Here is a 25,454-nt window from a genome sequence, read left to right as displayed (position 1 = left end):
GTGACGTGTGGCGGGAGTCGACGAGCAAAGGTCGTGTAAGTGCTGTGGTGCGAGGCCAACACGAAAAGCTCGTCGAGCGGGAATGAAAAAGGCCCTCGATGAGGGCCTGATGTGAGGTGCCGCGAAGCACATCGTCAGATCATGGAAAGGCAGCGGAAAGATTCGACGACGAGTGCGCTATGTGTCACGGCATGTAATGCAGTGCGTACTTAACGGGCGCGATTGATTGACTAGTCACTGACATCGCCGTCGACATAACGCCAGCGCTCATCGTCACCGCGCACGAAGCGGCTCAACTCATGCAGCCGATGCGCACGTCCCCCCACCTTGTAGCGGGCGACGAATTCGACGGTCGCATGCGCGGCGTCGCTTTGCGCAAACGATTTGATCTGGAGTCCGAGCCAACGCGGCGCGTCGGGCGCGGCGGGGTCCGCGTCGAGATCGGTGGGGCAGGTGCGCGGGTCCCACGTCGCGCGCAGGTAGTCGGTCGCGCCGAGCACGTACGCGCTATAGCGCGAGCGCATCAGTTCGAGCGCGCGCGGCGCGACTTCGCCGCCGTCGATATAACGGCCGCAGCACTGCGCGAAACGCGGCGCTTTGGTGGCCGCGCCGCTGCGCACTTCGGGCGTGGCGCCACCGCACGGACAGTCGGCAGGTCGTTGCAATGACAACAATGGCTTATTCATGGAGTTCAGTTGAGCGCGCGGGCGATCAGGATCTTCTGGATATCGCTCGTGCCTTCGTAGATCTGGCAGACGCGCACGTCGCGGTAAATCCGCTCGACCGGGAAGTCGCTCAGATAACCGTAGCCGCCGTGAATCTGCAACGCCGCCGAACAGATGCGCTCGGCCGCTTCGGATGCGAACAGCTTCGCCATCGCCGCTTCGGTGAGGCACGGCTGACCCGCATCTTTCAGCGACGCCGCATGCCAGATCAACTGACGCGCGGCTTCAAGCTGCGTCGCCATGTCGGCGAGGCGGAACTGCACCGCCTGGTGCGAGAACAGCGGCACGCCGAAACTCTCGCGTTCCTTCGCATAGCTCAACGCGGCTTCGAACGCGGCACGCGCCATGCCGACGCTTTGCGCGGCGATGCCGATGCGTCCGCCTTCGAGACCGGACAGCGCGATCCGGTAGCCTTCGCCCTCCGCGCCGATCAGATTCGCGGCCGGCACGCGGCAATCCTCGAACACGATCTGCGCGGTATCCGACGAATGCTGGCCGAGCTTGTCTTCGACGCGCGCGACCACGTAGCCCGGCGTGTCGGTCGGCACGATGAACGCGCTGATGCCGCGCTTGCCGGCGGTTTTGTCGGTGACGGCCATCACGATCGCGACGTTGCCGTTCTTGCCGCTCGTGATGAACTGCTTGACGCCGTTGAGCACGTACGCGTCGCCGTCGCGGTGGTGCGCAGCGCCGACGCGTCGGAGCCGGCTTGCGGCTCGGTCAGGCAGAACGCGCCGAGCATCTCGCCGCGCGCGAGCGGCGTGAGCCAGTCGCGCTTCTGCGCGTCGTTGCCATAGGTGAGCAGGATGCTGCACACGGGACAGTTGTTCACCGAGATCGCGGTCGACGTGCCGCCGTCGCCGGCGGCGATTTCTTCGAGAATCAACGCGAGCGCGAGCGCGTCCATGCCGGCGCCGCCGTACGCTTCGGGCACCAGCACGCCGTAGGCGCCGAGTTCGGCGAGCTGTTTGTGCACGTCGCGCGGAAAAGTGCGCTCGCGATCCCATTGCGCCGCGTACGGCGTGATCGCGTCGCGTACGAAGGTGCGCAGCGCGTCGCGCACCATCTGGTGATCCTGATCAAGCACCATGAGTGGGTCTCCTCACCTGCAAAGCCGTCGCTTACCCGTTACCAGTCGAGTTGCGTGCCGTCGTACTGGAAGAACTTGCCGTTGAACGCATCGCGCGAGGCCGCTGCTTGCGCGAGTACCTCGCGCATGCCGGTGACGCTGCGCGCCGGATCGAGCGCGGCCTGCGAGCCGCCCATGTCGGTGCGCACCCAGCCCGGATGCAGCGACACGCAGGTCGCGCGCCGCGCTTCGAGCGACGCGAGCTTCAGCACGTCGTTCAGCGCCGCCTTGCTCGCGCGATACAGCCAGCCGGTCGTGCCGTTCGCATCGGCGATGCTGCCCATGTGGCTCGAAATCACCGCAAGCACGCCGTTCGCATCTTCGACGAGCGGCAGCAGGATCGGCAGCAATTGCATCGGGCCGCGCACGTTCGTGTGCATCACGTGATCGAAGTCCTCGGCGGTGATCGTTTCGATGCCTTCGGTGCGCGGGCCATACACGCCCGAGACGAGCACCGCCGCGTCGAGCCGTTCACCGTCGACCTTCCAGCCGAACGCGGCGATTTCTTCGGGCGCGGTCACGTCGAGCGCGAACGTTTCCGCGCCGAGTTCGTTCAACGCATCGAGCGCGGCGCCGTCGCGCGCGGTGGCGAGCACGCGCCAGCCGCTCTTCTGATACTGCCGTACGAATTCCTGGCCGATGCCACGCGACGCACCGACGATCAACACTGTTTTCATCGCATTCCTCAAGGTTTTGCCGACACGCCGCAGAGGCCGCGCGTCAGACCAGTTCGATACCCATCGCGGTTGCTTCGCCGCCACCGATGCACAGCGTCGCGACGCCGCGCTTGCCGCCGCGCTTTCTGAGCGCGCCGATCAGCGTGACGAGAATACGCGCGCCCGATGCGCCGATCGGATGGCCGAGCGCACAGGCGCCGCCGTTCACGTTGACCTTGTCGTGCGGCAGGTCGTGTTCTTTCATCGCGGCCATCGTGACGACCGCGAAGGCTTCGTTGATCTCGTACAGATCGACGTCGCTCGCGCGCCAGCCGTTCTTCTCGAACAGCTTGCGGATCGCGCCGACCGGCGCGGTGGTGAACTTCGCGGGCTCCTGCGCGAAGGTCGAATGACCGACCACGCGCGCGAGCGGCGTGAGGCCGAGCCGCTTCGCGGTCGATTCGCGCATCATCACGAGTGCGGCCGCGCCGTCCGAGATCGACGACGAATTCGCCGCGGTCACGGTGCCGGTCTTGCTGAACGCGGGCTTGAGCGTCGGGATCTTTTCCAGGTTGGCCTTGAACGGCTGCTCGTCGTGCGTGATCGTGACGTCGCCTTTGCGGCCGGCCACTTTCACCGGTGCGATTTCCCAGTCGAACGAGCCGTCCTCGTTTGCGCGCTTCGCACGGTTCAGCGATTCGACCGCGAACGCGTCCTGCGCTTCGCGCGTGAAGTCGAACGACGCCGCGCATTCCTCGGCGAATGTGCCCATCAGCCGGCCTTTCTCGTACGCGTCTTCGAGGCCGTCGTAGAACATGTGGTCGAGCACCTGGCCATGGCCCATGCGCATGCCGCCGCGTCCCTTCGGCAACAGGTACGGCGCGTTGGTCATACTCTCCATGCCGCCCGCGACGATCACGTCGAGCGAGCCCGCGGCCAGCATGTCGTGCGCGAACATCGCCGCGCGCATGCCGGAGCCGCACATCTTGTTGACCGTCGTGCTGCCGGCGGCGAGCGGCAGGCCCGCGCCGAGCGACGCCTGGCGCGCGGGCGCCTGGCCGAGGCCAGCGGGCAGCACGCAGCCCATCACCACTTCGTCGACCTGTTCGGGTTTGATGCCCGCGCGTTGTACCGCCGCTTCGATCGCGGCCGCGCCGAGTTGCGGTGCGGTCAGCGTCGCGAAGTCGCCCTGAAAACCAGCCATCGGCGTGCGCGCCGCACCGACGATGACGATCGGGTCCGCGAGGATTCCTTCGGGTTTTGCATCACTCATGTCTGCGCTCCTTGAGCGTCCGGCCGATACCGTGGCCGAACCGTTATCTGAAAGCTGGACCTACGCCACGCGTACGCTGGGCTCGCTCGCCTGCAGGGCGGGCGTGTCGGCGAATCCGGCGAATCGCTCCGGATAGCGCACGCAAAAGCGCACGCTCTCGTCGTACGGGAAAAAGTCGGGCAACTCGCCCTTCAACAGATGATCCTTATGCCCCTGCCACAACGCGGGTTCGAAGAAGTCCGCGTGATGCCGCATGAACGAGCGACGCACGCGCGGATCGCCGAGCAGGAACGTGCCGTACGTCTCCGGGAAAATGTCGTGCGGGCCGACCGCGTACCACGGCTCGCCGGACATTTCGTCTTCCTCGTTGCGCGGCGGCGGCACCGCGCGCACGTTGCAGTCGGTCAGGTACTCGATCTCGTCGTAGTCGTAGAACACCACGCGGCCATGGCGTGTCACGCCGAAGTTCTTGTACAGCATGTCGCCGGGGAAGATGTTCGCCTGAATCAGTTCCTTCACCGCGTTGCCATACTCCTTGATGCCGTGCTCGACGTCGTCGTCGTTGCCGTTCTGCAGGAACAGGTTCAGCGGCACCATGCGCCGCTCGATGTACATATGGCGGATCACGAGGTTGTCGCCCTCGTATTCGATCAGCGATGGCACTTCCTTTTCGAGTTCACGCAACAGCGCGTCGTCGAGTCGCGACAGCGGCAGCGCGACACTCGAATATTCGAGCGTGTCGGCCATGCGGCCGAGCCGGTCGTGTCGTTTGACGAGCTGATACTTCTGCTGGATCTGCGCGCGCGTGGTTTCCTTCGGCGGCGGGAAGTTATCCTTGATCAGCTTGAACACGTACGGAAACGACGGCAGCGTGAACACCAGCATCACGAGCCCCTTGATGCCGGGCGCGATGATGAAGCGGTCGCTCGAATGCGACAGATGATGCAGCAGGTCGCGATAGAACAGATTCTTGCCCTGCTTCTGCAAACCCACCGACGTATAGATTTCCGCCTTCGGCTTGCCCGGCATGATCGTGCGCAGAAACTCGACGTACGCGGACGGCACTTCCATGTCGACCAGAAAGTACGAATGCGAGAAGCTGAAGATGATCAGCAGTTGTTCGCGCCGCAGCAGCACGGTGTCGAGCGCGAGCACGCCGGGCCTTACGTGACGCAGCGGCACCGCGAACGGCAGCAGTGCGTCGCCATTGATGATGCGCCCGACGATGTGCGCGGCCTTATTGCGATAGAACAGCGACGACAGCACGTGAATCTGGAAGTTGGGCTTTTCGTCGAACACGCCGAACGCGTCGTGCAGCGATTGCATCACGCAGTCGACGTCGCGTTTCAGATCCTCGAACGGCGGCTCCAGCTGGAAGTTCGTGACGATCCGCTCGAGCGTGGCCGCGAGCCCGTCGGTGCCCGGGTAATACGCGCGATAGGTCGGCTTCGCGGCCGGCTCGTCGTTCTCGATGTATTCGGTCGAGATCGCCGGGCGCACGAAGATGAAGTCGTTGTTGAAATACGAGCGGTGCAGAATCTTGCAGCACACCGAATTAAAAAACGTCTCCGCGCATTCGGGCTGACGGTGCGTGGTCAACAGGCCGATGTAGTGCAGCTTGATCTGCTGCCATACGTCGCTGTCGATGTTCTCCGCGTCGTACTCGTCCTCCAGCAGTTCCACGCATTCCTTCACGCGGTCGTCGTAGGACGTGATGCGATCGCGCGCGAGTTTCTGCAGGCCGTGCCAGTCGCCAGTTTCGAACAGCGTCTTCGCGTGAATCGCGGCGTCGCGAAAGATCCGGTAGTGACGATCGAATCCTTCTAGCATCGTTTGCGCGACGTCGAAGCCGATTTGCGACGACAACAGTTTGGGGAAGTGATTCATAAGACGCGAACTCCCGGAACGCCGGTCAGAGTCAGGCAGGCTTCGCTTCGCGCTTGCCGCCGTCGAGCAGCGCGCGCGCCTGCGCTTCGTATTGCTCGAGATCTTCGAGCGTCGCGTTCAGATCTTCGCGCTGACGCTCGAGCACCTCGCGATGACGCGAGACGGTCGCGAGAAACGCGTGCAGCTGCGGCACGGTGTCGGTCGGCGACTCGTACACGTCGAGCAGGTCGCGAATCTCGGAGAGCGTGAAGCCGAGCCGTTTGCCGCGCAGCGTGAGCTTCAGCCGCGTGCGGTCGCGGCCCGAATAGACGCGCCGTAAGCCGCTCGAACCTTCGCGGCTCGGCGAGAGTAAACCCTGATCTTCATAGAAGCGGATCGCGCGTGGCGTGACGTCGAATTCGCGGGCGAGCTCGGTAATCGTGTATTGCGTGTTCATCGGGATATTCCGTGGCCGGGTTGGCCCGGCACAAAACCGGATTGGACGATAGAATCGACGTTTACGTTATCGTCAAGCAGAGCGGAAAGCAACCACAACCAGGCCGACCGGTATCGCATACCTCGCCATGCCGGAGAGTCGACGGAGGAAGACAGTCCCCATGAATGCACTCGAACACCAACTCCAGTATCCCTTCAACGACACGATGCCCGACGCGGGCCGCACGATGGAAGTCGCGCCCGGCGTGCTATGGCTGCGCATGCCGCTGCCGTTCGCGCTCGACCATATCAACCTGTGGCTGTTGCGCGATGAGATCGACGGACAGCAGGGCTGGACCGTGGTCGATTGCGGCATCACGTCGGACACGATCAAGCAGAACTGGGAGAGCGTGTTCGACACGGTGCTCGACGGTTTGCCGGTGTTGCGCGTGATCGTCACGCATTGCCATCCGGACCACATCGGCCTTGCGCACTGGGTCTGCAGCGGCGGCGAGAAGAAGCGCTGGGACGTGCGGCTATGGATGACGCTCGGCGAATACATGCAGGCGCGCGTGATGGCGACTGGCGACGGCTCGAACGCGGGCGGCGAGGCGGCGGCGCGGCATTTCTCGCGACACGGCCTGAACGATGAGGAGTCGCTCGACAAGCTGCGCAATCGCAAGAGCTATTACACGAGCCTCGTGCCGGCGATTCCCGCGCAATACCGGCGTCTGCGCGAAGCCGACGACGTGAAGATCGGCGGACGGACGTGGCGCGTGGTGACGGGCTTCGGCCATTCGCCGGAGCACTGCGCGCTGCATTGTGCGGAGACCGGCACGCTGATTTCCGGCGACATGGTGCTGCCGCGTATTTCGACCAACGTGTCGGTGTTCGATATCGAGCCGGAGGGCTCGCCGCTCGCGCTGTATCTGCAGTCGCTGGGTCGCTACGAGACGATGCCCGAAGATACGCTGGTACTGCCTTCGCACGGCAAGCCGTTTCGCGGCATGCACACGCGGATTCGTCAGTTGCGCGAGCATCACGACGCGCGGCTTGCCGAAGTGCGCGAGGCCTGCGCGGAAAAACCGCGCAGCGCCGCGGATATCGTGCCGCTGATGTTCAAGCGCCAACTCGACATCCATCAGATGACGTTCGCGATGGGCGAGGCGCTCGCGCATTTGCATCTGCTGTGGCTGGCTGGCGAGTTGAAGCGCACGCAGGATGCGGATGGGGTGATTCGGTTTGCGGCGGGTTGAGCGGTAGGGGTTTTATAGTTCTATACGTTGTGTCGATATAAAAAGCCCGGTTGCGCTGCTGCGCAACCGGGCTTTTTGACTTGTACACACTACTTCAACGGCAAATCAGAGACAGCGTCGCGTAGTTGCTCGGCTCGCTTGTTGTTGAGTTCCGAGATGCAAGCCAGATGGTGCATTTCGTGTGCATTGCCGGCTGCGCCGCCACTGAGCGAAGCCGAGAATTCGCATTGCGTCTCGCGGTATTCGGCGAATTTTTTGTTTGACTCGACGAGCGCTGCTTTGGCCTGATCGACATACTTATTGTCTTCGTCCCATCTGGAGAGGGTGCCGGCTAATTTCTCTTCGGCTTGCCTGAGTGTCTTTTGACTACTCTCGGCTTTTTTTGCCAGACAGTCACGCATTCCTGCCTGTGAGAATGCACTGCATTCTTCTCGTAGCGTTTTTTCTTGCCACGAGGTAGTCGGCGCTGCAAAGACTGCCGAAGAAAGGCCTGCGGCTATACAAAAATAGTTGGGCTTTATCTTGTGCATAGGATTGTCATTTTTCTTGCCGGAATTACTCTTTGATTGAAGGGTGGATTATAAAAATCATTTCTATATCATAATTTTATTGTGTGATTTTAGGATTTGGATCGTGCGGTGGTATTCTTGAGCGATGTCAATGATGATGGAGAAAGAATATCGATATGGCATGTAAATAAAAGTTCGGCGCTAGGATTGGAGTTCCGTCTGCCTGTCTGAGTGGTGTGGAATCCTTATGATTTTTAGCCAGAACACCATGCATATAAAACAAGGGTGTTCATTTTCGGTGGCGTCTTATTGGAGTTTTGTCGACCGGCAATTTACACGCGAAGACCTCAACGAGGTCGAGCACGCATTGAAGGTCGCGCATGAGCAGTTTGTGGGGCGGGCGAGTCCGGAAGCGTGGGCGTCGAGCAGTTGGGAGATGTATAGATTGCGAGGTCTGCTGTCGGCAGCTGATAGTGCGGCGCGTGTTCATATGATGAGAGACCATGAGGTAGCCCGGGCGATATGCGGGAAACTCAAGAGTCGCGTTCTATTTTCGTTCCACCGCATCAGGAGGTTCTGCGATACCTCGAAGAGGAAAGAGCGAAGCGTAACCGTATCTCAATGCCGAGGAGTCCTGGTGCGTCGATCCCGAATCAACGAGAACGCGCGGATGCGGTCGTGTCTGTCAACATATCGGCCGTGCGCCGCCCGGTTGTACCTGCTCCGGTTACCGATTTTATGGCGAGTGAAGTGGGCGAGGATGTCAGTCGCCTCATCGGAAAATCTCCAGGATTGCTGGCTGATCTGAAGAAATTGGGGGTAAGCGGTTGGAAAATTCAATACGGGGAAGCCGGAAAGGGTTCTTTTGCAAACCGGAATGACCAGATGATTACGCTGGATGCAAGTCTTCAAAGCCGGCCACTCAAGTATGTGCAGGTCTTATCTCATGAGGTCCGGCATGCGGCTTATCCTTACGAGGAAGATCTGTCATCTAAAGCCGCTTACGTGAACGGCACATTGGCCGATGAGGCTGCGGCGACGATGAGCAGTATTCGCACGCAGCGCGAAATTCTCGCCAATGGCGGTCCAGATATCGGTGTCGCGGGTGCGAATGCCGCGGCCTACAACGCTGCATATGACAAGTTCATGCAGGACGGCAATGCCGCGGCATGCCGGCAAGCCATTGGAGTCGCATTCGGTAAAGAAATTACATCGAACACTGGACAGACATACGCTGACTACTATGGAAATTGGTATGACGAGGCGTACGCGCTCAAGTAAGCCGATCAGGATACTGGCAATGCTTGCCCTGACAAGCTGGCTCGCCGGATGTAACTTCGCGACCGGTCAACAAGGAAAAGATTTACCGATGACGCAAACGAACATGACCCTATGGCAGGCCATTGACACACTGGTGCAACAGATTCCCTTCACCAGGGCCAATATCGAGCATGTGCTTGCGACTCAGCTTTTCGAGGAGGATTCGAGTCGTAACCCTATCCTGAACAGGGAATTTCGATTCTACATAGGTGGACCGGTCAAATTATCGGACGGCATGACAATCAGCAAGGTGGACTTGCGTATCCGGCACAAGCCGGGACATCCGGGCTTTCTCGTGCTAAATCTCGACGGCGCTTGTACTGACCTGAACGCAGTGCGCGAACATTACGGCGACTTGAAAGTCACGGATCGTCCGCGTGGAATATCGCTCGATGAAGTTACGTCGTATTCCGCGGTACTTCAATGGGGAAAACTATCTTTCAGTTTCAAGGAGCGCAATCCAAATTGTCTTTCGTCCGTGGCTTTTAAGCCCGTATTGTTAGATGTGGATAGTACGGTGAAGTAGTGCTGGATTATCCGCAAGGGCGTGGGGCGGGCAGCGCGAAAGCTATCTCCCCCGGAATCCAGAAACAAAAAAGCCGACTCCAAGGTCGGCTTTTTATTTACACACCAATCTTCAAGCGCAGCGCAAACTTACTGCACCACCACCGTCCCAAAATTCTGCCGTCCGAACGGACTCACGTGATACCCACTCACGTTCGTGCGCGTGATCGCCGCAGCCGTCGGATAGCCAAGCGGAATCCACAGTGCCTCATCGTGGATGATCTGTTGCGCGGCTTCGTACGCCTTCGTGCGTTTGGCGATATCGGAGGTGGCTTTGCCGTCGGCGATCAGCTTGTCGAGATCCTGATCGCAGAAGCGCGCGAAGTTGATGCCCGACTTCACCGCGTTGCAACTGAAGAGCGGCGACAGATAGTTGTCCGGATCGCCGTTGTCGCCGGCCCAGCCCATGAACAGCGTGTCATGCTGGCCTTGCTTGGCCTGCTTGATCAGCTCGCCCCATTCGATCACCTTCACTTCCGCCTTCACGCCGATCTTCGCGAAGTCGGCCTGTAGCAACTCGGCGCCGGCTTTCGGATTCGGATTGAGCACGCTGCCGTTCGGACGCACCCAGATCGTCGTCGAGAAGCCGTCCGGATAGCCCGCTTCGGCGAGCAGCTTTTTCGCCTTGGCCGGGTCGTACGGCCAGCCCTTGATCGAGCGGTTGTAGCTCCACGTATTCGGCGGGAACGGATTCACGGCCGGCGTCGCGGTGTTGTCGAACACGGTCTTCAGATAGGTCGTGCGGTCGAACGCCATGTTCAGCGCGGCGCGCACCTTCTGGTTGTCGAGCGGCTTCTTCTGCGTGTTCAGCGCGACGAACGCGGTCATGAATGCCGGCGTTTGAACGATCGCGAGCGACTTGTCTTTCTTCGCGTCGGCGAGATCCTGCGGCTTCGGCGACAGCGCGATCTGGCATTCGCCGGCCTTCACCTTTTGTGCGCGCACGGTCGCGTCGGGCGTGATCGCATAGATCAGGCGCTCGATCTTCGGCTTCGTCCCCCAGTAGGTCGGGTTCGCGTCGTAGCGGATCACCGCGTCCTTCGTGTAGCTCTTCAGCACGAACGGTCCGGTGCCGATCGGCTTCGCGTTCAGGTCGACCTGTTTGCCGGCCTTCAGCAACTGGTCCGCGTATTCGGCCGAATAGATCGACGCGAAGCCCATCGTCAGGATCGACACGAAGGTCGCGTTCGGCTCGTTCAGTTCGAATTTGACGGTGTTGTCGTCGACTTTGGTAATCGACTTGATCAGCTTCGGCAGCCCCATCGACTGCGCATGCGGGAAGCCGCTCGCACCCGTCACCTTGTGCCACGGATTGTTGTCGTCGAGCATGCGGTTGAACGTGAAGACCACGTCGTCGGCGTTCAGCGCGCGCGTCGGCTTGAAGTAGTCGGTGGTCTGGAACTGCACGTTCGGGCGCAGATGGAACGTGTAGATGAGGCCGTCGGCGCTCACTTCCCACTTGTCCGCGAGTGCCGGGACGACCTTCTTCGCGCCTTCGTCGAACGACACCAGCGAGTTGAAGATCACGTCGGCCGACGCATTGGTCGTGACGAGCGAGTTGAACTGCACGACGTCGAAGCCGTCGGGGCTCGATTCGGTGCAGACGGTCAGCGGTTTGGCGAGCACGAGCGCGGGCGCTGTGAACAGGATGGCGGCTGCGAGCAGTTTGAAGCGCATAGGATCTCCGGTAACGAGCGCAGTCAGGCTGTGCGTCTGGTTGTGTTTATGGCGGCGATGCGTGAGCGGGCAGCGATCCCGGCGCGCGCGTCGCAACGATTGTGATACGTTCCCGGCGCCGCCGTACAGATCGGGCGATCCCGGCCTCGTGCGGGGCCGGCGGCGCGTCTTCGCGAAAGCTTATCGAAGGGCGATTATGGCGACAACAATTTAATCCACATATCCATATGGGTGCGGCGGCGCGTGGGCCGGCGGCCCGGCTCATGTCGCCGCTCGTGTTGCCACTCACGCCGCCGCGTGCCGCAGCAGATAGGCGATACCGTCGATCGCGCGCACGCCGTACCACGAGGCCATTTCCCCGTCGATCAGCTCGATGTGCTTGCCGGCCATGCGCGGCTCGCGCGCGAGCGCTTCGCGATGCGCGGAGGTGAAGCGGTACGGCTCGCTCGACAGCAGCACGCGATCGACCTGCGCGAGCCACGGCGCGGCGTCGAAATCGAGCGTCGGATAACGCGCGGCGCCCTGCGTGCCGCCTTGCACGTCGGGCAGCGTGTGCCAGTTCACGAGCCGCAGCATCGCGGCGATGTAGGTGTCGCGCGCGACGCTCATCCACGGTTCGCGCCAGATCAGGTACAGCACGTTCTGCGCGGCGAAGTGGTGCGCGGCGGCTTCCCGCAGCCGTGCGTCGAGCGCGTCGGCGAGGCGCTGCGCCTGCTGCTCGCGTCCGAAGATCGCGCCGAGCAGCGCGTACAACGCGAGGTTGTCGCGCGGCGTTTGCGGATGGGTGACGACGATATGCGGCACGAACGCGCGCAGTTGCTCGACGGTGTCGCGCTCGTTTTCGTCGATATTGACAATCAGGTGGGTGGGGCACAGCGCGCGGATCGCGTCGAGCTTGACGGCCTTGGTGCCGCCGACCTTGCGTACCGCCTGGACCTTGTCGCGCGGATGCACGCAAAAGCCCGTGCGCCCGACGATTTGCCGTTCGAGCCCCAGCGCGAACAGCGTTTCGGTGAGGCTTGGCACCAGCGATACGATGCGCGCGGCGGCGCCGGCTGGCTCGTGCGCGACGCCGGCTGCATCGACCGCACGGGGATTCATGCGCTACTCGGCGACGGCGCGCGGCTTGCGCGGCGCGCGTTCGAACACGCGGTCGTAGAGCCAGCGCGGCAGCACGTGCAGTAGCATGGCGGCCACCCGCATCTGCCACGGGAATACCGCGAACGAGGTCTGCCGCTCGACCGCCCGCGCGACTTTCGCCGCGAAACGGTCCGCATCCATCAGGAACGGCATGTTGTACGGATTGTGCTCGGTCATCGGCGTGCGGATGTAGCCCGGTGCGATCGTGACGACGCCGACGCCCTGCGGCCGCATCTCGACGCGCAGTGCTTCGAGATACTTGAGCGCCGCCGATTTCGACGCGCTGTACGCGCCCGAGCCCGGCAGGCCGCGCACGCCGGCCACGCTGGCGATGCCGACGAGCGTGCCGCGCCGAGCGGCGACCATCGCCGCGGCAAACGGCTCGAACGTCGCGACCATGCCGAAATAATTGATGTCCATCACTTCGCGGAACGTGCGCAGATCGCCGTGACCGGTGAGCGCGCCGCGGCTGATGCCGGCATTGGCGATCACGACGTCGGGCATACCGTGTTCGGCGATGAAGCGCGCGGCCGCTTCGGCGAGCGCTTCCGCGTCGCGCACGTCGACGGCGTAAATCGAAACGGTGTTCTGGGGATGGGACTGCTGGAACGCGGCGAGCGCGTCGCCGCGACGGGCGACGAGGCCGAGAATCGCGCCGCGCCGGGCGTATTCGCCGGCGAGCGCGAGGCCGATGCCGCTCGATGCGCCGGTAATGAAAACCTTCAGCGGTGAAGTCATACCGGCGCCTCGTAATTACATCTTCTTGGCGCGGACTTGCGAGACGAGGTAGTCGAGCACCTGGATCGTGCCCGGCAGGGTGCCGGTCGCGGCCGGGCCGGTTTCATACTTGCCCTGCACGGCGAGCGTCGGCACGCCTTCGATCTTGTAGTCGTCGAGCAGCTTCTTGTCCTTCTGCAGCGAGCTTTGCGTCGAGAACGAGTTGTACGCTTCCATGTACTTCTTCGGGTCGACGCCGAGCTTGGCGAGGAATTTGGCCTGATCTTCCGGCGTCAGCAGATAGTTCTTGTTGACGTGGATTTCGTTGAAGATCTTCGGCGTCAGTTCGTGTTCGACGCCGAGCGCGTCGAGTGCATGGAACATCTTCGAATGCGGGATGAAGTCGTCGCGGAAGGCGACCGGCACGCGGCGGAACACGACGTCCGGACCCTGCCTCTTGATCCACGCTTCGAGGAACGGGTTGAATTCGTTGCAGTGCGGGCAGCCGTACCAGAAGAACTCGGTGACTTCGATCTTGCCGGCCGGCACGTCGGTGGGCTGCGGCGTGGCTAGCACGGTGTAGTCCTTGCCCGCGACCGGTGCAGCCGGCGACGCATGCGCGGTGGCCGCGATCAGACCCAGCGAGAGAAACAGGATGCTCAGCAGTTTTTTCATGTTGTAGACCCAGATAAGGCAGTAGTGCGATGACGCCATGCGAACGGCCCGTCAGCGCTTTTTCGGATTCGGCATGGCCGCCCGACCCACCAGTCGGTTAGTTCGAAGCGGCCATCGTGCTTGTGACCCGCGCAGCGCGCCGATAGTTCGGGGGCGTCGCACGGGTCGGCGTTACCGTTTATTTATTGTTTGGTGAAGCGGATCACGGCGGTATCGACGCCCGCGTCCGACAGACGCTGACGGCTCGAATTCATGTCCTCGAACTTCGAGAACGGCCCGATGCGCACGCGGTAGTACGTGACGCCGCCCGCGTCGCGCTGCGTGACCTTCGACTCGAAGCCCTGGAACGCGAGGCGTGCGCGCTGTTGTTCGGCGTCGGCGGAGGTCTTGTAGGCGCCCACCTGCAGGAAGTAGCCGGTGTTCGCGTCACCCGGCGCCGGTGCGGCGGTCGAGCCCGGCTTGGCGTTGTTCGCGGTGGCGCTCGGCGTGCTGGTGGTCTTCGGCGCGGAGCCTGCCGCGGTGGCGGCCGGCGTGCTCGATGCCTGCGGCTTCTTCACCGGCGCGGGAGCCACGATGCCGCTGTTGTCCTGCGCGGGCTTCGGCGCGACCGCCGTACCGTTCGTATTACCAGCCGACGGCGGCACTTCGACGATCTGCGGCTCTTCGAGCATGCCCGACTGGGTCTGCGCGTTGGTCTGACCCGGCGCGGTGTTCGGCGGCGCGGGTTGCGCGGCCTGCGGCACCGGCTGACCCGGCGTCTTGCCTTGCAGCGGCCGGTTCGGATCGTATTGCGGCTGGCTCGCGCCGTTGTCCGGCGCCGCGGGCGGCGCGACCTTCGACACGAACGGCGTAGGCGCACGGGTGATGTACAGCGCCACCACGACCGCGATTGCCAGACCGACGATCAGTCCCAGCACGATACCGATGAAAGTACCCCCGGTTTGCTTCGATTGCTTTGTTGTGCGGCGTGGTTTTGCCATCGTACGAATCACCTGCAAAAAGAATCCAGGAACGGCCGTCGATTATAACGACGGCCGCATGCATATTGCGCCGGAGGGGTTACATCTTGACGGGAGCGGAGACGCCGATCGTCGCGAGACCGTTGGCCAGCACCTGGCGCGTGGCCGCGAGCAGGGCGACGCGCGCGTTGCGTTCGGCCGCATCGTCGACCAGCACGCGCTCGGCCCGGTCATTGTAGAACGAGTGGAATTCACCGGCGAGGTCGCGCAGGTAGAACGCGACCGCGTGCGGCGCGAGTTCGTCGGCCGCGTGCTGGAGCATGTCCGGGAATTCGGCGAGCTTGTTCAGCAGCGCCATCGAGCGTTCGCTTGAAAGCGGCGCGAGGTCGATGCTGGCGAGCGTGCTCTCGTCGATGCCGTAGCGCGTGTTGCATTCGGCGATCACCGAGCAGATCCGCGCGTGCGCATACTGCACGTAGTGGACCGGGTTCTCGTCGTTCTGCTTCAGCGCGAGGTCGATGTCGAACACGAATTCCGTGTCGGCCTTACGCGAAATCAGGAAGAAGCGCACCGCGTCGCGGCCGCGGCGGATGGTTTCCTCGTCGATCAGATCGACCGCGGCTTCCGAGCCCGGCGTCGCGCCGCCCGACCATTCGATCAGGTCGCGCACGGTCACGTAGCTGCCGGCGCGCTTCGAGATCTTCACCTCTTCGCCGTTGCGCATCACCGTGACCATCTTGTGCAGGATGTAGTCGGGGTAGCCCTTCGGAATGCCGATGCCGAGACCCTGCAGGCCGGCGCGCACGCGCGCGATCGTGCCGTGGTGGTCCGAGCCCTGAACATTGATAACTTTGGTGAAGCCGCGCTCCCACTTGGCGACGTGGTAGGCGACGTCCGGCACGAAGTACGTGTAGGTGCCGTCGGTCTTGCGCATCACGCGGTCCTTGTCGTCGCCGTCGTCGGTGGTGCGCAGCCACAGCGCGCCTTCCTGCTCGTAGGTCTTGCCGGCGTCGACGAGTGCCTGCACGGTCTTCTCGACCCGGCCTTCCGTGTATAGCGACGACTCCAGGTAGTAGCGGTCGAACTTCACGCCGAACGCCTGCAGGTCCATGTCCTGTTCGCGGCGCAGATAGGCGACCGCGAAGCGGCGGATCGCTTCCAGGTCTTCGACGTCGCGCGCGCCGGTGACGGGCGCGCCGTCGCTTGCCTCGACCGTGGCGCCGCTCATGTAGTCGCGTGCGATTTCGGCGATGTAGTCGCCGTTGTACGCCGACGCGGGCCAGCCTTCGTCGCCGGGGGCGATGCCGCGCGCGCGCGCCTGGGTCGACAGCGCGAGCGTGTGGATCTGCACGCCGGCGTCGTTGTAGTAGAACTCGCGATGCACGTCCCAGCCCTGCGACGCAAGCACGTTCGACAGTGCGTCGCCGAGCGCGGCCTGGCGGCCGTGGCCGACGTGCAGCGGACCGGTCGGGTTCGCCGACACGAATTCGACCAGCACATGCTTGCCGGCTTCGCGCTGCGAGCGGCCGTACGCGGCGCCTTCGGCGAACACCGCGCCGACCACCGCCTGCTTGGCCGCGGCCGTCAGGCGCAGGTTGATGAAGCCGGGGCCCGCGACTTCGGCGGCGTCGATCAGGCCTTCGGCCTGCGGGTTGGCGAGCAGCGCATCGACGATCTGTTGCGCGAGCTGGCGCGGATTGGCGCGCAGCGGCTTGGCGAGCTGCATCGCGACGTTGCACGCGACGTCGCCGTGCGCGGCGACTTTCGGGCGTTCGAGCGCGATGGTGGGCGATACGAAAGCGGCTTCGGCGGCGCCCTGGGTGGCGAGCGCGACCTGGTTCACCGTCTCGGCGAGCAGTGTTTCGAGTGTGTGTTTATGTGCGGGCAGCATGCTTGTTGCGAGTCCAGTGAGGCAATCCGGTAAGGCGGAAGAGGCGCCGGCCGCGGCCGGTCGCGCAGGTGTGGAAAGCGGCGGCGGGCGTCGCGAGCATGCGCGGACCCGACGTGTCGACCGGCGCAGGGCCCGCGACGCGATGGGCGAGCATGGCGGTTTGCCGTCATGCGCTTTCGCGCGGCACGCAGGTTGCGACGCAGGCTTCAGGCACCGTGCCGCGCGCTGGTGTCCCGCTCGTCGCAGCCTTGCTGCAGGCGGCGCCTAGCGGCACGCTTTTCCGTTCAGACGGATTTTAGCAGGTGCTAATATGTTCAATGAGATGGCCGCAGGCGGCCGCGGCCGCCGTGCCCGCACGGCGTCGCGTCGAGCGCGCTCAGGTCGCTCGCGGGCCGCTCGCGCGTCAACCCGACATAACGAAAAAGGGAACAGTCATGCTGATTACTTTCAAGTGCCACGCCTGCCCGGACGTGATGATGCTGGAAAATCTCGCGAGCTATCTGGTCGGGATCGTCGGCAAACGGCTGGGAGAGCGGGGTGTGATCACTCACGAGGAACTGGGCGCGGCGATCGAAAAGCTCGAAGCGGCGATCACCTTCGACAAGCAGGAGCGCGCCGAGCACGACGGCCATTTCCACGAAGGCGAGGATGGTCACGAGCATCACGAGATTCCGCCCGGACTCGCGCAACGCGCGTATCCGTTCCTCGACATGCTGCGGGCGGCGCAGAAGGAAAACGCCGATATCGTTTGGGGGTTGTGATTCCGGCGCGCCGAGGCTGAAGAGGCCGGGCGGCTGCGGTAGAGGGGGCGCGGCATCCAGTCGAACCGGTGCGCGGCGGCGCCTCGCACGAAGCGTGTCGGCATGGCCCGCGCCGCAAAACAGAAGAGCCCGCTCGATGCGGGCTCTTCGTCATTCAGGGCGCGCAGGCGGCGCCGCTCACTGGCTCGCGGCGTCCGCCGGTGCAGCCGCCGGCGCGGACGCGCCTTTCTTCATTTTTTTCTTCTTCGGTTTCTTCACGTGCTTTTCGGTGGGCGGCGAGTACGAACTGACCTCGCTCGACGCGCCCGGCGCGGCGGTTTGCGCGAGCGCCACGGAAGCGCCCGCGGCCAGCGAAACAGCGGTCAGTACCAGCGTCAGCTTCTTCATACGATTTCTCCGTTGACGGTTGCAATCTCGGTAGGCCGGCGCGTTCTGGCCGCGCCTGACAGGATGAAAGCCGACTCAGTCTACAAAGCCGAAAATGCCGTGACGGCAAATATTCAGGCTTTCAGCGGCGATATAGTGGGCGGCGCGTCATCCGGGAGCATCCCGTTGTTGCGCCGCGCCCACTGGGGCATGCGGGTCACGGGGCCGCTCGAGCCACGGTGACCACGGCAACCACACGCACTGGCGCCGCTTACAGCAGCGGCGCCAGTGCGCGCTCGGCGTCGGTCTTCGACAGCGCCATCCGCTGCGCGTAGTCGTCGAGCTGGTCCGCGCCGATCTTGCCGACCGAGAAGTAGGTGCTGTCCGGATGCGCGAGGTAAAAGCCCGACACGCTGGCGGCCGGCAGCATCGCGAGGGATTCGGTGACGCTCATGCCGATTTCTTCGGCTTGCAGCACCTCGAACATGTCGCGCTTCACGAGGTGGTCCGGGCAGGCCGGATAGCCGGGCGCCGGGCGGATGCCGCGATATTTTTCGGCGATCAGCTCGTCGTTGGAGAGGGTTTCGCTGTTCGCGTAGCCCCACAGGTCGCGCCGCGCGCGCGCGTGCATCGCTTCGGCGAACGCTTCGGCGAGCCGGTCCGCGAGGGCCTTCAGCATGATCGCGCTGTAGTCGTCGTGATCTTTCTCGAACTGCTTTTCCTTCACGTCGACGCCCAGACCCGCCGTCACCGCGAACATGCCGATATAGTCGGCCACGCCCGAATCCTTCGGCGCGATGAAGTCGGCGAGCGAGCGGTTCGGCCGCATCACGCCGTCCACCACCGGCCGCACGCTTTGCTGGCGCAGGTTACGCCACGTCAGCGCGACTTCGGTACGCGATTCGTCCGTGTAGATTTCGATGTCGTCGTCGTTGACCGTGTTGGCCGGCAGCAGCGCGATCACGCCGTTTGCCTGCAGCCAGCGGCCCTGGATCAGGCGCGCGAGCATCGACTTGCCGTCCGAGAACACGCGCCGCGCCGATTCGCCGACGATCTCGTCGTTGAGGATCGCCGGATACGGGCCGGCCAGATCCCAGGTCTGGAAGAACGGACCCCAGTCGATGTAGTTCGCGAGCTCGTTCAGATCGAAGTTCTTGAACACGCGGCGGCCGATGAACTTCGGCTTGACCGGTTGATAGCCGGCCCAGTCGATCTTCGCCTTGTTGGCGCGCGCTTCGGCGAGCGTGACCATCGGCTGCGCTTTCTTGTTGGCGTGCTGGTCGCGGATACGGTTGTAGTCGGCGTTCAGCTCGTCGATGTACTTCGTCGCGCCTTCGTCGGACAGCAGGCTCGAGGCGACCGACACCGAGCGCGACGCGTCCGGCACGTAGACCACCGGCCCTTCGTAATGCGGCGCGATCTTCACGGCGGTGTGCACGCGCGAGGTGGTCGCGCCGCCGATCAGCAGCGGAATCTTCTTCACGCGGAAATAGTCGTCGCGCTGCATTTCCGCCGCGACGTAGGCCATCTCTTCGAGACTCGGTGTAATCAGGCCCGACAGCCCGATGATGTCCGCGCCCTCGACCTTCGCTTTCGCGAGGATCTCGCTGCACGGGACCATCACGCCCATGTTGACCACTTCGAAGTTATTGCACTGGAGCACCACCGACACGATGTTCTTGCCGATGTCGTGCACGTCGCCCTTCACCGTCGCGATGACGATCTTGCCCTTCGCGCGTACGTCGCCGCCGGCGGCCGCGACCTGACGCTTTTCTTCCTCGATGAACGGGATCAGATGCGCGACCGCCTGCTTCATCACGCGTGCCGATTTCACGACCTGCGGCAGGAACATCTTGCCCTGACCGAACAGGTCGCCGACGATGTTCATGCCGTCCATCAGCGGACCTTCGATCACGTTGATCGGACGCCCGCCCGCGGCGGCGATCTTCGCGCGCACTTCCTCGGTATCTTCGACGATGAACGTGGTGATGCCGCTCACGAGCGCATGCGCGAGACGCTTTTCGACCGGCTGGTTGCGCCACTCGAGGTTCTCTTCCTTCTTCGCGGCGCCGGTCTTGAACTTGTCGGCGATTTCGAGCAGGCGGTCGGTGCCGTCTTCGCGGCGATTCAGCACGACGTCTTCGACGCGATCGCGCAGTTCGGGATCGAGCTCGGCATACACGCCGAGCTGGCCCGCGTTGACGATGCCCATGTCCATCCCCGCCTGGATCGCGTGATAGAGGAACACGGTGTGGATCGCCTCGCGCACCGGGTCGTTGCCGCGGAACGAGAACGACACGTTCGACACGCCGCCGCTCACCTTCGCGTACGGCAGGTTCTGCTTGATCCAGCGGGTTCCCTCGATGAAGTCGACCGCGTAGTTGTTGTGTTCCTCGATGCCGGTCGCGACCGCGAAGATGTTCGGATCGAAGATGATGTCTTCGGGCGGAAAGCCGACTTCGTTGACGAGAATCTCGTATGAGCGCTGGCAGATTTCCTTCTTGCGCTCGAACGTGTCGGCCTGGCCCTGCTCGTCGAAGGCCATCACGACGCTGGCCGCGCCGTAGCGGCGAATCAGCTTCGCGTGATGAACGAACTGCTCCTTGCCTTCCTTCAGCGAGATCGAGTTGACGATCGCCTTGCCCTGCACGCACTTGAGACCCGCCTCGATCACGTCCCACTTCGACGAGTCGATCATGATCGGCACTCGCGCGATGTCCGGTTCCGACGCGATCAGATTCATGAAGCGCACCATTGCCGCTTTCGAATCGAGCATCGCCTCGTCCATGTTCACGTCGATCACCTGCGCGCCGTTTTCGACCTGCTGACGCGCGACGGCCAATGCTTCGTCGAACTGATTGTTCAGGATCATTCGCGCGAACGCCTTCGAGCCGGTCACGTTGGTGCGTTCGCCGACGTTGATGAAAAGCGTTCCGGTCGTGACGTTGAACGGCTCGAGGCCGGCAAGGCGCATGGTGTGATCGGTCATGGCGTAGGTGCGAATCGGTGCGTGCGTTAAGGGGCTTGCAGGTCGTGCAGGACGTGCGGGGCGTCCGGGTGAAGTGCTTCAGGCGGCGTTCAGGCCGCGTCGCGATACTGCGTCGGCCACTTGCGCGGCTTCAGCTCGGCGAGCGCCTTCGCGATCGCCGCGATGTGCTCGGGCGTCGTGCCGCAGCAACCGCCCGCGACGTTGACGAGGCCCGCTTCGGCGAATTCCTTCAGCAGTCCGGAGGTATCGGCGGGCAGTTCGTCGAAGCCGGTGTCGCTCATCGGATTCGGCAGGCCGGCGTTCGGATAGCACGACACGTAGGTGTCGCACAGCTTCGCGAGTTCGGCGACGTACGGGCGCATCAGCGCCGCGCCGAGCGCGCAGTTCAGACCGAACGTGAGTGGCTTCGCGTGACGCAGCGAGTTCCAGAATGCCTCGACGGTCTGGCCCGACAGAATGCGCCCCGATGCGTCGGTGACGGTGCCGGAGATCATGATCGGCAGACGCTCGCCGGTGTCCTCGAACAGTTCGTCGAGTGCGAAGAGGGCAGCCTTCGCGTTCAGCGTGTCGAAGATCGTTTCGACGAGGAACAGGTCGCAGCCGCCGTCGAGCAGCGCCTTCGCCTGCTCGTAATAAGCGGTGCGCAGTTCGTCGAAGGTCACGTTGCGCGCGCCCGGATCGTTGACGTCGGGCGAAATGCTGGCGGTCTTCGGCGTCGGGCCGATCGCGCCGGCGACGAAGCGCGGCTTGTCCGGCGTCGAGTACTTGTCGCACGCGGCGCGCGCGAGCTTCGCCGATTCGACGTTCATCTCGATCGCGAGCGACTCCATGCCGTAATCGGCCTGCGCGACGGTGGTCGCGCCGAACGTGTTGGTCTCGATGATGTCCGCGCCCGCCGCCAGATACTGCTCGTGAATCTCGGCGATGATCTGCGGCTGCGTGATCGACAGCAGCTCGTTGTTGCCCTTGATGTCGCGCTCGTAGTCCTTGAAGCGCTCGCCGCGATAACGGGCTTCGTCGAGCTTGTAGCGCTGGATCATCGTGCCCATCGCGCCGTCCAGGATCAGGATGCGCGAGTTCAGCAGCGCGGGCAGCGCGGCGCCGCGCGTGTAGGCGGCGTCGGAACGGACTGGCGTGGCGGTTTGGGCGGGCTGGGTCATGGCGGACGGGGGCTTATGCCAGCGTTGGCCGGCGTTGGCGGAAAACCTGTCATTGTAGCCGTTGCCGGCGGGATGCGCCGGGCGTGGGCGGTGCATCGGGTAGTGATTGCCGGGTCCAGCGATGGGGCACAGCAGTCGAGAAGAAGTGCACAGCGATACCTGCTGTTCGATGTGAGGACTCGCTAGCTGGGCGGCGCGATTCGAAAATGTTAAATCCAACCGCGGTTGTGAGGCCTGAGGCGAAATCCGCTGCGAAGTTGTCTGAACGAAGGTTGTAAAAACGACCGATAAGGCCGTGTCGAAACAGATACTGCAAGGGTAAAAGGGGGCCGCCCGTCGCTGCCGATGCGTCGTACGAGTGTCCAGCGTGGCCAATCAGGGCCCCATGAAAAACGGCCCAGCAAGCTAAAGGCCTGCTGGGCCGTTTGGTTGCTCTCGGCCGTCTGATGAAAACCGCCGGCGGGCCGGCGGCGCGGTCGATCGATGTCGCCAGAACGCCAGGTCGAGTTGCCTACGGTTAGTGCAGAATTACCGGTTGATGCATCAGGCTATCGAACTGGCCGAGGAATTCATCGACCTCGTCAAGCGTCGGCTCGCCTTCGATCAGCTTCTGCACATGCTCGCGAAAATTCGCCGCCATGGCACCGTCGATATAGATTTCGCGCTGCATGTTCTTGTCCACAATCTCGTAGCCGCCCGACTTCATGGCCAGCAGGCCTTCTTGCGGCGGAAACTCGACGACACAATAGTTGGGGCTGTTGTAGATCATTTGCATGGCGACACTCCTTATTTCCGTTGGGCTCCTGGCCTCTTCTGCAACATAGGTGGAGCATGTGAGATGGAATTCAAGGGGTGGGTCCGAACGACGCTCGTAAAACTCCGGACCTAACGGTTAGACCCGCCGCTGCAGAAACGATTCCAATAAAGCGGCAAATCGGTGAGATTGTTCGATCGGTGCGAGATGCGCGGCGTCGAGCAACTCGAAGCGGGCACCTTCGATTGCGTCCGCTATCGCCTGTGTCGCAGCAGGCGGCGTGCCCGTGTCGTGGCGGCCGGCCACCGTCAACGTCGGGCAGCGGATCGCGCCATGCTGGCCGCGCAGGTCGAAGTCGCGCAGCGCTTCGCAGGCCATCGCGAAGCCCTCCGGTTGCGTGCGCGCGAAGGTCTCGCGGATCGGTTCGACCGCTTCCGGATGCGCGGCCTGGAAATCGGGCGTGAGCCAGCGGGCGATCGTCGACGGCGTGAGCGCGGCCATGCCTTCGCTGCGCGCCGTGTGGGCGCGCTGGTCCCACAGTGCACGGTTTTCGGGCGGGGTGCCGCCGGTGCTGTCGGCGATCGTCAGGGTGTCGACGCGCGTCGGGTGATCGAGCGCGAATTGCTGCGCGATCATGCCGCCGAGTGAAAGGCCGACGAGGTGCGTCGACGGTGCGCCGAGCGCATCGAGCAGGGTCGCGAGATCGCCGGACAGATCGTGCATCCCGAACGGCTCGCGCGCGACCGCGCTGTGGCCGTGGCCGCGCACGTCGTAGCGCAGCACCGTGTAATCGTCGCGGAAATAGCCGGCCAGTTGATCCCAGATGGAGAGATCGCCTCCCAGCTGGTGGATGAACGTGAGCCATGGGCCGCCGCCCTCGTTGCTCAGCACATAGCGTGTGTCGATACCGTTGATGTTCACTTGCATACGGACTCCTTTGAAGGAAATGCCGTGAGAAAGATGACTGATTCGCCCGATAGTTCGCTCGTGCAATTTTCTCGCCACGATGACGGCGCGTGTCATGCGTTATTTCATACGGGCGTTTGCGCGAGCCGGTGTTGCATGGATGTGCGAGTCGGCGTCGTAGAGGAAGTTTCGCCGAAGTGGCGTCAATCTGCTCGTGTGTGTTTGTAACGGTTTCGAGGCGAGCGGGGGCAGTCCGCCGTGTAAATAGCTCAGTGGGTCAGGGCTTGATGTTTGCGGGGGCGGTTGGTTCGACCGGTGCGGCTGGCGCGGCGCCGGGTATGATTGCCGATGCGTCAGCCGGCGCTGCCGTAGGTGCAGTGGCGGCAGTGTTGCCGGACGCCGCCGTCATGGGACTTACCGCTGCTGGACTTGCCGCGGCGGGAGCGGACGACGTCGCCGCAGCGGCCGTGCCCGCGTTTGCGCCGTCTTGCGCCGCGTCATCGAGAGCAAGCTTGCCGCGCCACACCAGTTCGAATTGCGTACCGTTCGGCTCCGTCTGCAAGATCCGCGCGGGTAGCCAGCCGAGCGACGGGGCGAGCCACACGTCGATGCGGCGTTGATCGCCATCGTGGCGCGGCAGGCGTTTGAAATGACGCGTCTGCAGATAACCCTGGGCCGCGCGGATCGTTTCGTCGCCGATCGTTTCGATCGGCCAGTTCTCGCCGCTATCGCTATCGACGACAAAAAATTGTCGCGTGACGCCCGGCGTATAAGCGTTTGGGTCGCCGCGCACGAGACTCGCGAGTTGCATCACGACGCTGAAGCGGTCCTGTGCGCCATCGGGCAGCGGCAGTGTTGTCGGCGTGCGGGTGAAGCCGATTTTTTTCTCGTCGCGATTGAAGATCGCGATGTCTTCCGCGCGATGACCGCGCTTTTCGCTGTATTGCGCCGGCGCGAGACCGAACGCGTCGATGCCGCCGTGACTCGAAAACACGAACGGCCCGACGAACGGCAGTGGCACCGACACAATCATTTCGTAGCCCTGTGCATTGCTCGCCCAGTGGATCGTGCCGGGCGCATTGCGCACGCCGTTGTAGAAGGTGTCGTATTCGAGTTCGGCCGATGGTGGCACCGCAAACTTTACGCCCTTCGATGCCTGCACCGCACTCGCCGCAGCGGGTGCGCTAGCGGCGTTGCCGTTCGCGTTCGCACCGGCGCCCGCAGTCGCGGAAGCCGCGGCGGCAGGCGCGCTCGCCGCCGCTTCCGAGGCGGGCGCCGCCGCCGGCTCATCCGGTTTGGCCGGCTGCAACGCGGTCAGCACATGCTGCTGACGCGGTTCAGGCGCAGCGGGTTTATGCGTCGGCGCGGGCGCATGCGCGGGTGCCGCGGCGGGCGCGATTTGCGGTTGCCGCTCGACGCGCTCGGGCGTCAACAGCGCGACCTGCACCGGCACATGTTCGCGATCGGCCGGATTCAGGTTCACGCGATTACGCTCGAACCACTGCGCGGCGATCCAGTGCAACACAGCCACCGCGACGAGCACCGCGATCCAGCGCGAGGCGCGCGCCGCGTGCCTGGGCCCGTGGCCAGTCGGCGGCGGCGAAGCGGAGCGGCGGGGTGCGGAAGCAAAGTCCATCGGCGCGTGAGCGTGAGGGTGTTGAAGGTGTGCGTGTGTGAGGCGTGGTTCGGGTATCTGCCAGAGAGTCTGGCTGCAAGTGTAGCCGCA

At 63.5% G+C, this 25,454-nt stretch carries 22 protein-coding genes and 1 pseudogene; 4 read left to right on the top strand and 19 right to left on the bottom strand.

Annotated features, from left to right (window positions below):
* Positions 1-230: 230 nt before the first annotated feature.
* From HHL14_RS20935 to HHL14_RS20910, 6 genes and pseudogenes are all read right to left on the bottom strand, one after another.
* Entirely contained in the window at positions 231-686 is a 456-nt protein-coding gene (locus tag HHL14_RS20935) for a YchJ family protein (protein WP_169499525.1), read from the bottom strand.
* Between the two features lie 5 nt (positions 687-691).
* Positions 692-1,815 (bottom strand): annotated as a pseudogene (locus HHL14_RS20930) (acyl-CoA dehydrogenase family protein).
* A gap of 38 nt (positions 1,816-1,853) precedes the next feature.
* The gene (locus HHL14_RS20925) at positions 1,854-2,531 is read right to left on the bottom strand and encodes an SDR family oxidoreductase (RefSeq protein WP_169499524.1); all 678 of its coding nucleotides are present in this window, start codon (positions 2,529-2,531) and stop codon (positions 1,854-1,856) included.
* 43 nt (positions 2,532-2,574) lie between these two features.
* Positions 2,575-3,783, bottom strand: a complete 1,209-nt coding sequence (locus HHL14_RS20920) for an acetyl-CoA C-acetyltransferase (RefSeq protein WP_169499523.1) — start codon at positions 3,781-3,783, stop codon at positions 2,575-2,577.
* A 60-nt stretch (positions 3,784-3,843) separates the two neighbouring features.
* Positions 3,844-5,670, bottom strand: coding sequence for a bifunctional isocitrate dehydrogenase kinase/phosphatase (gene aceK / locus HHL14_RS20915; RefSeq protein ID WP_169499522.1), 1,827 nt, complete (start codon positions 5,668-5,670; stop codon positions 3,844-3,846).
* 31 nt (positions 5,671-5,701) lie between these two features.
* A complete protein-coding gene (locus HHL14_RS20910; RefSeq protein WP_169499521.1) occupies positions 5,702-6,106 on the bottom strand; it encodes a MerR family transcriptional regulator in 405 nt (134 codons plus the stop codon).
* Positions 6,107-6,266: 160 nt separating this feature from the next.
* Between HHL14_RS20910 and HHL14_RS20905 the strand changes: the two genes are divergently transcribed.
* Positions 6,267-7,340 (top strand): MBL fold metallo-hydrolase, encoded by a 1,074-nt coding sequence (locus tag HHL14_RS20905; protein WP_169499520.1) that lies wholly within the window; start codon positions 6,267-6,269, stop codon positions 7,338-7,340.
* Positions 7,341-7,429: 89 nt separating this feature from the next.
* On the opposite strand, the gene HHL14_RS20900 is transcribed toward HHL14_RS20905, so the two are convergent.
* Entirely contained in the window at positions 7,430-7,870 is a 441-nt protein-coding gene (locus HHL14_RS20900) for a lysozyme inhibitor LprI family protein (protein WP_169499519.1), read from the bottom strand.
* Positions 7,871-8,527: 657 nt separating this feature from the next.
* Here HHL14_RS20900 and HHL14_RS20895 point away from each other — a divergent pair.
* A complete protein-coding gene (locus HHL14_RS20895) occupies positions 8,528-9,130 on the top strand; it encodes a DUF6782 family putative metallopeptidase (RefSeq protein ID WP_169499518.1) in 603 nt (200 codons plus the stop codon).
* A 19-nt stretch (positions 9,131-9,149) separates the two neighbouring features.
* The gene (locus HHL14_RS20890) at positions 9,150-9,695 is read left to right on the top strand and encodes a hypothetical protein (RefSeq protein WP_329601707.1); all 546 of its coding nucleotides are present in this window, start codon (positions 9,150-9,152) and stop codon (positions 9,693-9,695) included.
* Between the two features lie 128 nt (positions 9,696-9,823).
* Here HHL14_RS20890 and HHL14_RS20885 read toward each other — a convergent pair whose 3' ends face one another.
* From HHL14_RS20885 to argS, 6 genes are all read right to left on the bottom strand, one after another.
* On the bottom strand, positions 9,824-11,410 hold the full coding sequence (locus HHL14_RS20885; protein WP_169499517.1) for an ABC transporter substrate-binding protein: 1,587 nt from the start codon (positions 11,408-11,410) through the stop codon (positions 9,824-9,826).
* A 285-nt stretch (positions 11,411-11,695) separates the two neighbouring features.
* The gene (locus HHL14_RS20880; RefSeq protein WP_169499516.1) at positions 11,696-12,511 is read right to left on the bottom strand and encodes a helical backbone metal receptor; all 816 of its coding nucleotides are present in this window, start codon (positions 12,509-12,511) and stop codon (positions 11,696-11,698) included.
* A gap of 3 nt (positions 12,512-12,514) precedes the next feature.
* Positions 12,515-13,288 carry an SDR family oxidoreductase gene (locus HHL14_RS20875; protein WP_169499515.1) on the bottom strand — a complete coding sequence of 258 codons (774 nt, stop codon included), beginning with the start codon at positions 13,286-13,288 and terminating at the stop codon, positions 12,515-12,517.
* Positions 13,289-13,303: 15 nt separating this feature from the next.
* Positions 13,304-13,942 carry a thiol:disulfide interchange protein DsbA/DsbL gene (locus HHL14_RS20870; protein ID WP_169499514.1) on the bottom strand — a complete coding sequence of 213 codons (639 nt, stop codon included), beginning with the start codon at positions 13,940-13,942 and terminating at the stop codon, positions 13,304-13,306.
* Positions 13,943-14,124: 182 nt separating this feature from the next.
* On the bottom strand, positions 14,125-14,940 hold the full coding sequence (locus tag HHL14_RS20865; protein WP_169499513.1) for an SPOR domain-containing protein: 816 nt from the start codon (positions 14,938-14,940) through the stop codon (positions 14,125-14,127).
* A 61-nt stretch (positions 14,941-15,001) separates the two neighbouring features.
* Positions 15,002-16,792 (bottom strand): arginine--tRNA ligase, encoded by a 1,791-nt coding sequence (gene argS / locus HHL14_RS20860; RefSeq protein ID WP_169499512.1) that lies wholly within the window; start codon positions 16,790-16,792, stop codon positions 15,002-15,004.
* Between the two features lie 434 nt (positions 16,793-17,226).
* Here argS and HHL14_RS20855 point away from each other — a divergent pair, with 434 nt between their 5' ends.
* Positions 17,227-17,553, top strand: a complete 327-nt coding sequence (locus HHL14_RS20855; protein WP_169499511.1) for a DUF1840 domain-containing protein — start codon at positions 17,227-17,229, stop codon at positions 17,551-17,553.
* A gap of 177 nt (positions 17,554-17,730) precedes the next feature.
* Here HHL14_RS20855 and HHL14_RS20850 read toward each other — a convergent pair whose 3' ends face one another.
* The 6 genes from HHL14_RS20850 to HHL14_RS20825 form a co-directional block, all read right to left on the bottom strand.
* Complete coding sequence (locus HHL14_RS20850; RefSeq protein ID WP_169499510.1) at positions 17,731-17,940, bottom strand: acid-shock protein; 210 nt, start codon at positions 17,938-17,940, stop codon at positions 17,731-17,733.
* A 250-nt stretch (positions 17,941-18,190) separates the two neighbouring features.
* On the bottom strand, positions 18,191-20,923 hold the full coding sequence (gene metH / locus HHL14_RS20845; RefSeq protein ID WP_329601712.1) for a methionine synthase: 2,733 nt from the start codon (positions 20,921-20,923) through the stop codon (positions 18,191-18,193).
* Between the two features lie 74 nt (positions 20,924-20,997).
* Entirely contained in the window at positions 20,998-22,068 is a 1,071-nt protein-coding gene (locus HHL14_RS20840) for a homocysteine S-methyltransferase family protein (protein WP_169499508.1), read from the bottom strand.
* 517 nt (positions 22,069-22,585) lie between these two features.
* Positions 22,586-22,843: a BTH_I0359 family protein gene (locus HHL14_RS20835; protein ID WP_169499507.1), complete on the bottom strand. Its 258-nt coding sequence runs from the start codon at positions 22,841-22,843 to the stop codon at positions 22,586-22,588.
* 117 nt (positions 22,844-22,960) lie between these two features.
* Positions 22,961-23,749, bottom strand: coding sequence for an alpha/beta fold hydrolase (locus tag HHL14_RS20830; RefSeq protein ID WP_169499506.1), 789 nt, complete (start codon positions 23,747-23,749; stop codon positions 22,961-22,963).
* 256 nt (positions 23,750-24,005) lie between these two features.
* Positions 24,006-25,364 carry a DUF3108 domain-containing protein gene (locus HHL14_RS20825; RefSeq protein ID WP_169499505.1) on the bottom strand — a complete coding sequence of 453 codons (1,359 nt, stop codon included), beginning with the start codon at positions 25,362-25,364 and terminating at the stop codon, positions 24,006-24,008.
* Between the last annotated feature and the right edge of the window lie 90 nt (positions 25,365-25,454).

It is taken from the genome of Paraburkholderia antibiotica, assembly GCF_012927125.1.
GTDB lineage: Bacteria > Pseudomonadota > Gammaproteobacteria > Burkholderiales > Burkholderiaceae > Paraburkholderia > Paraburkholderia antibiotica.
This window is presented reverse-complemented; position numbering and strand designations above follow the sequence as displayed.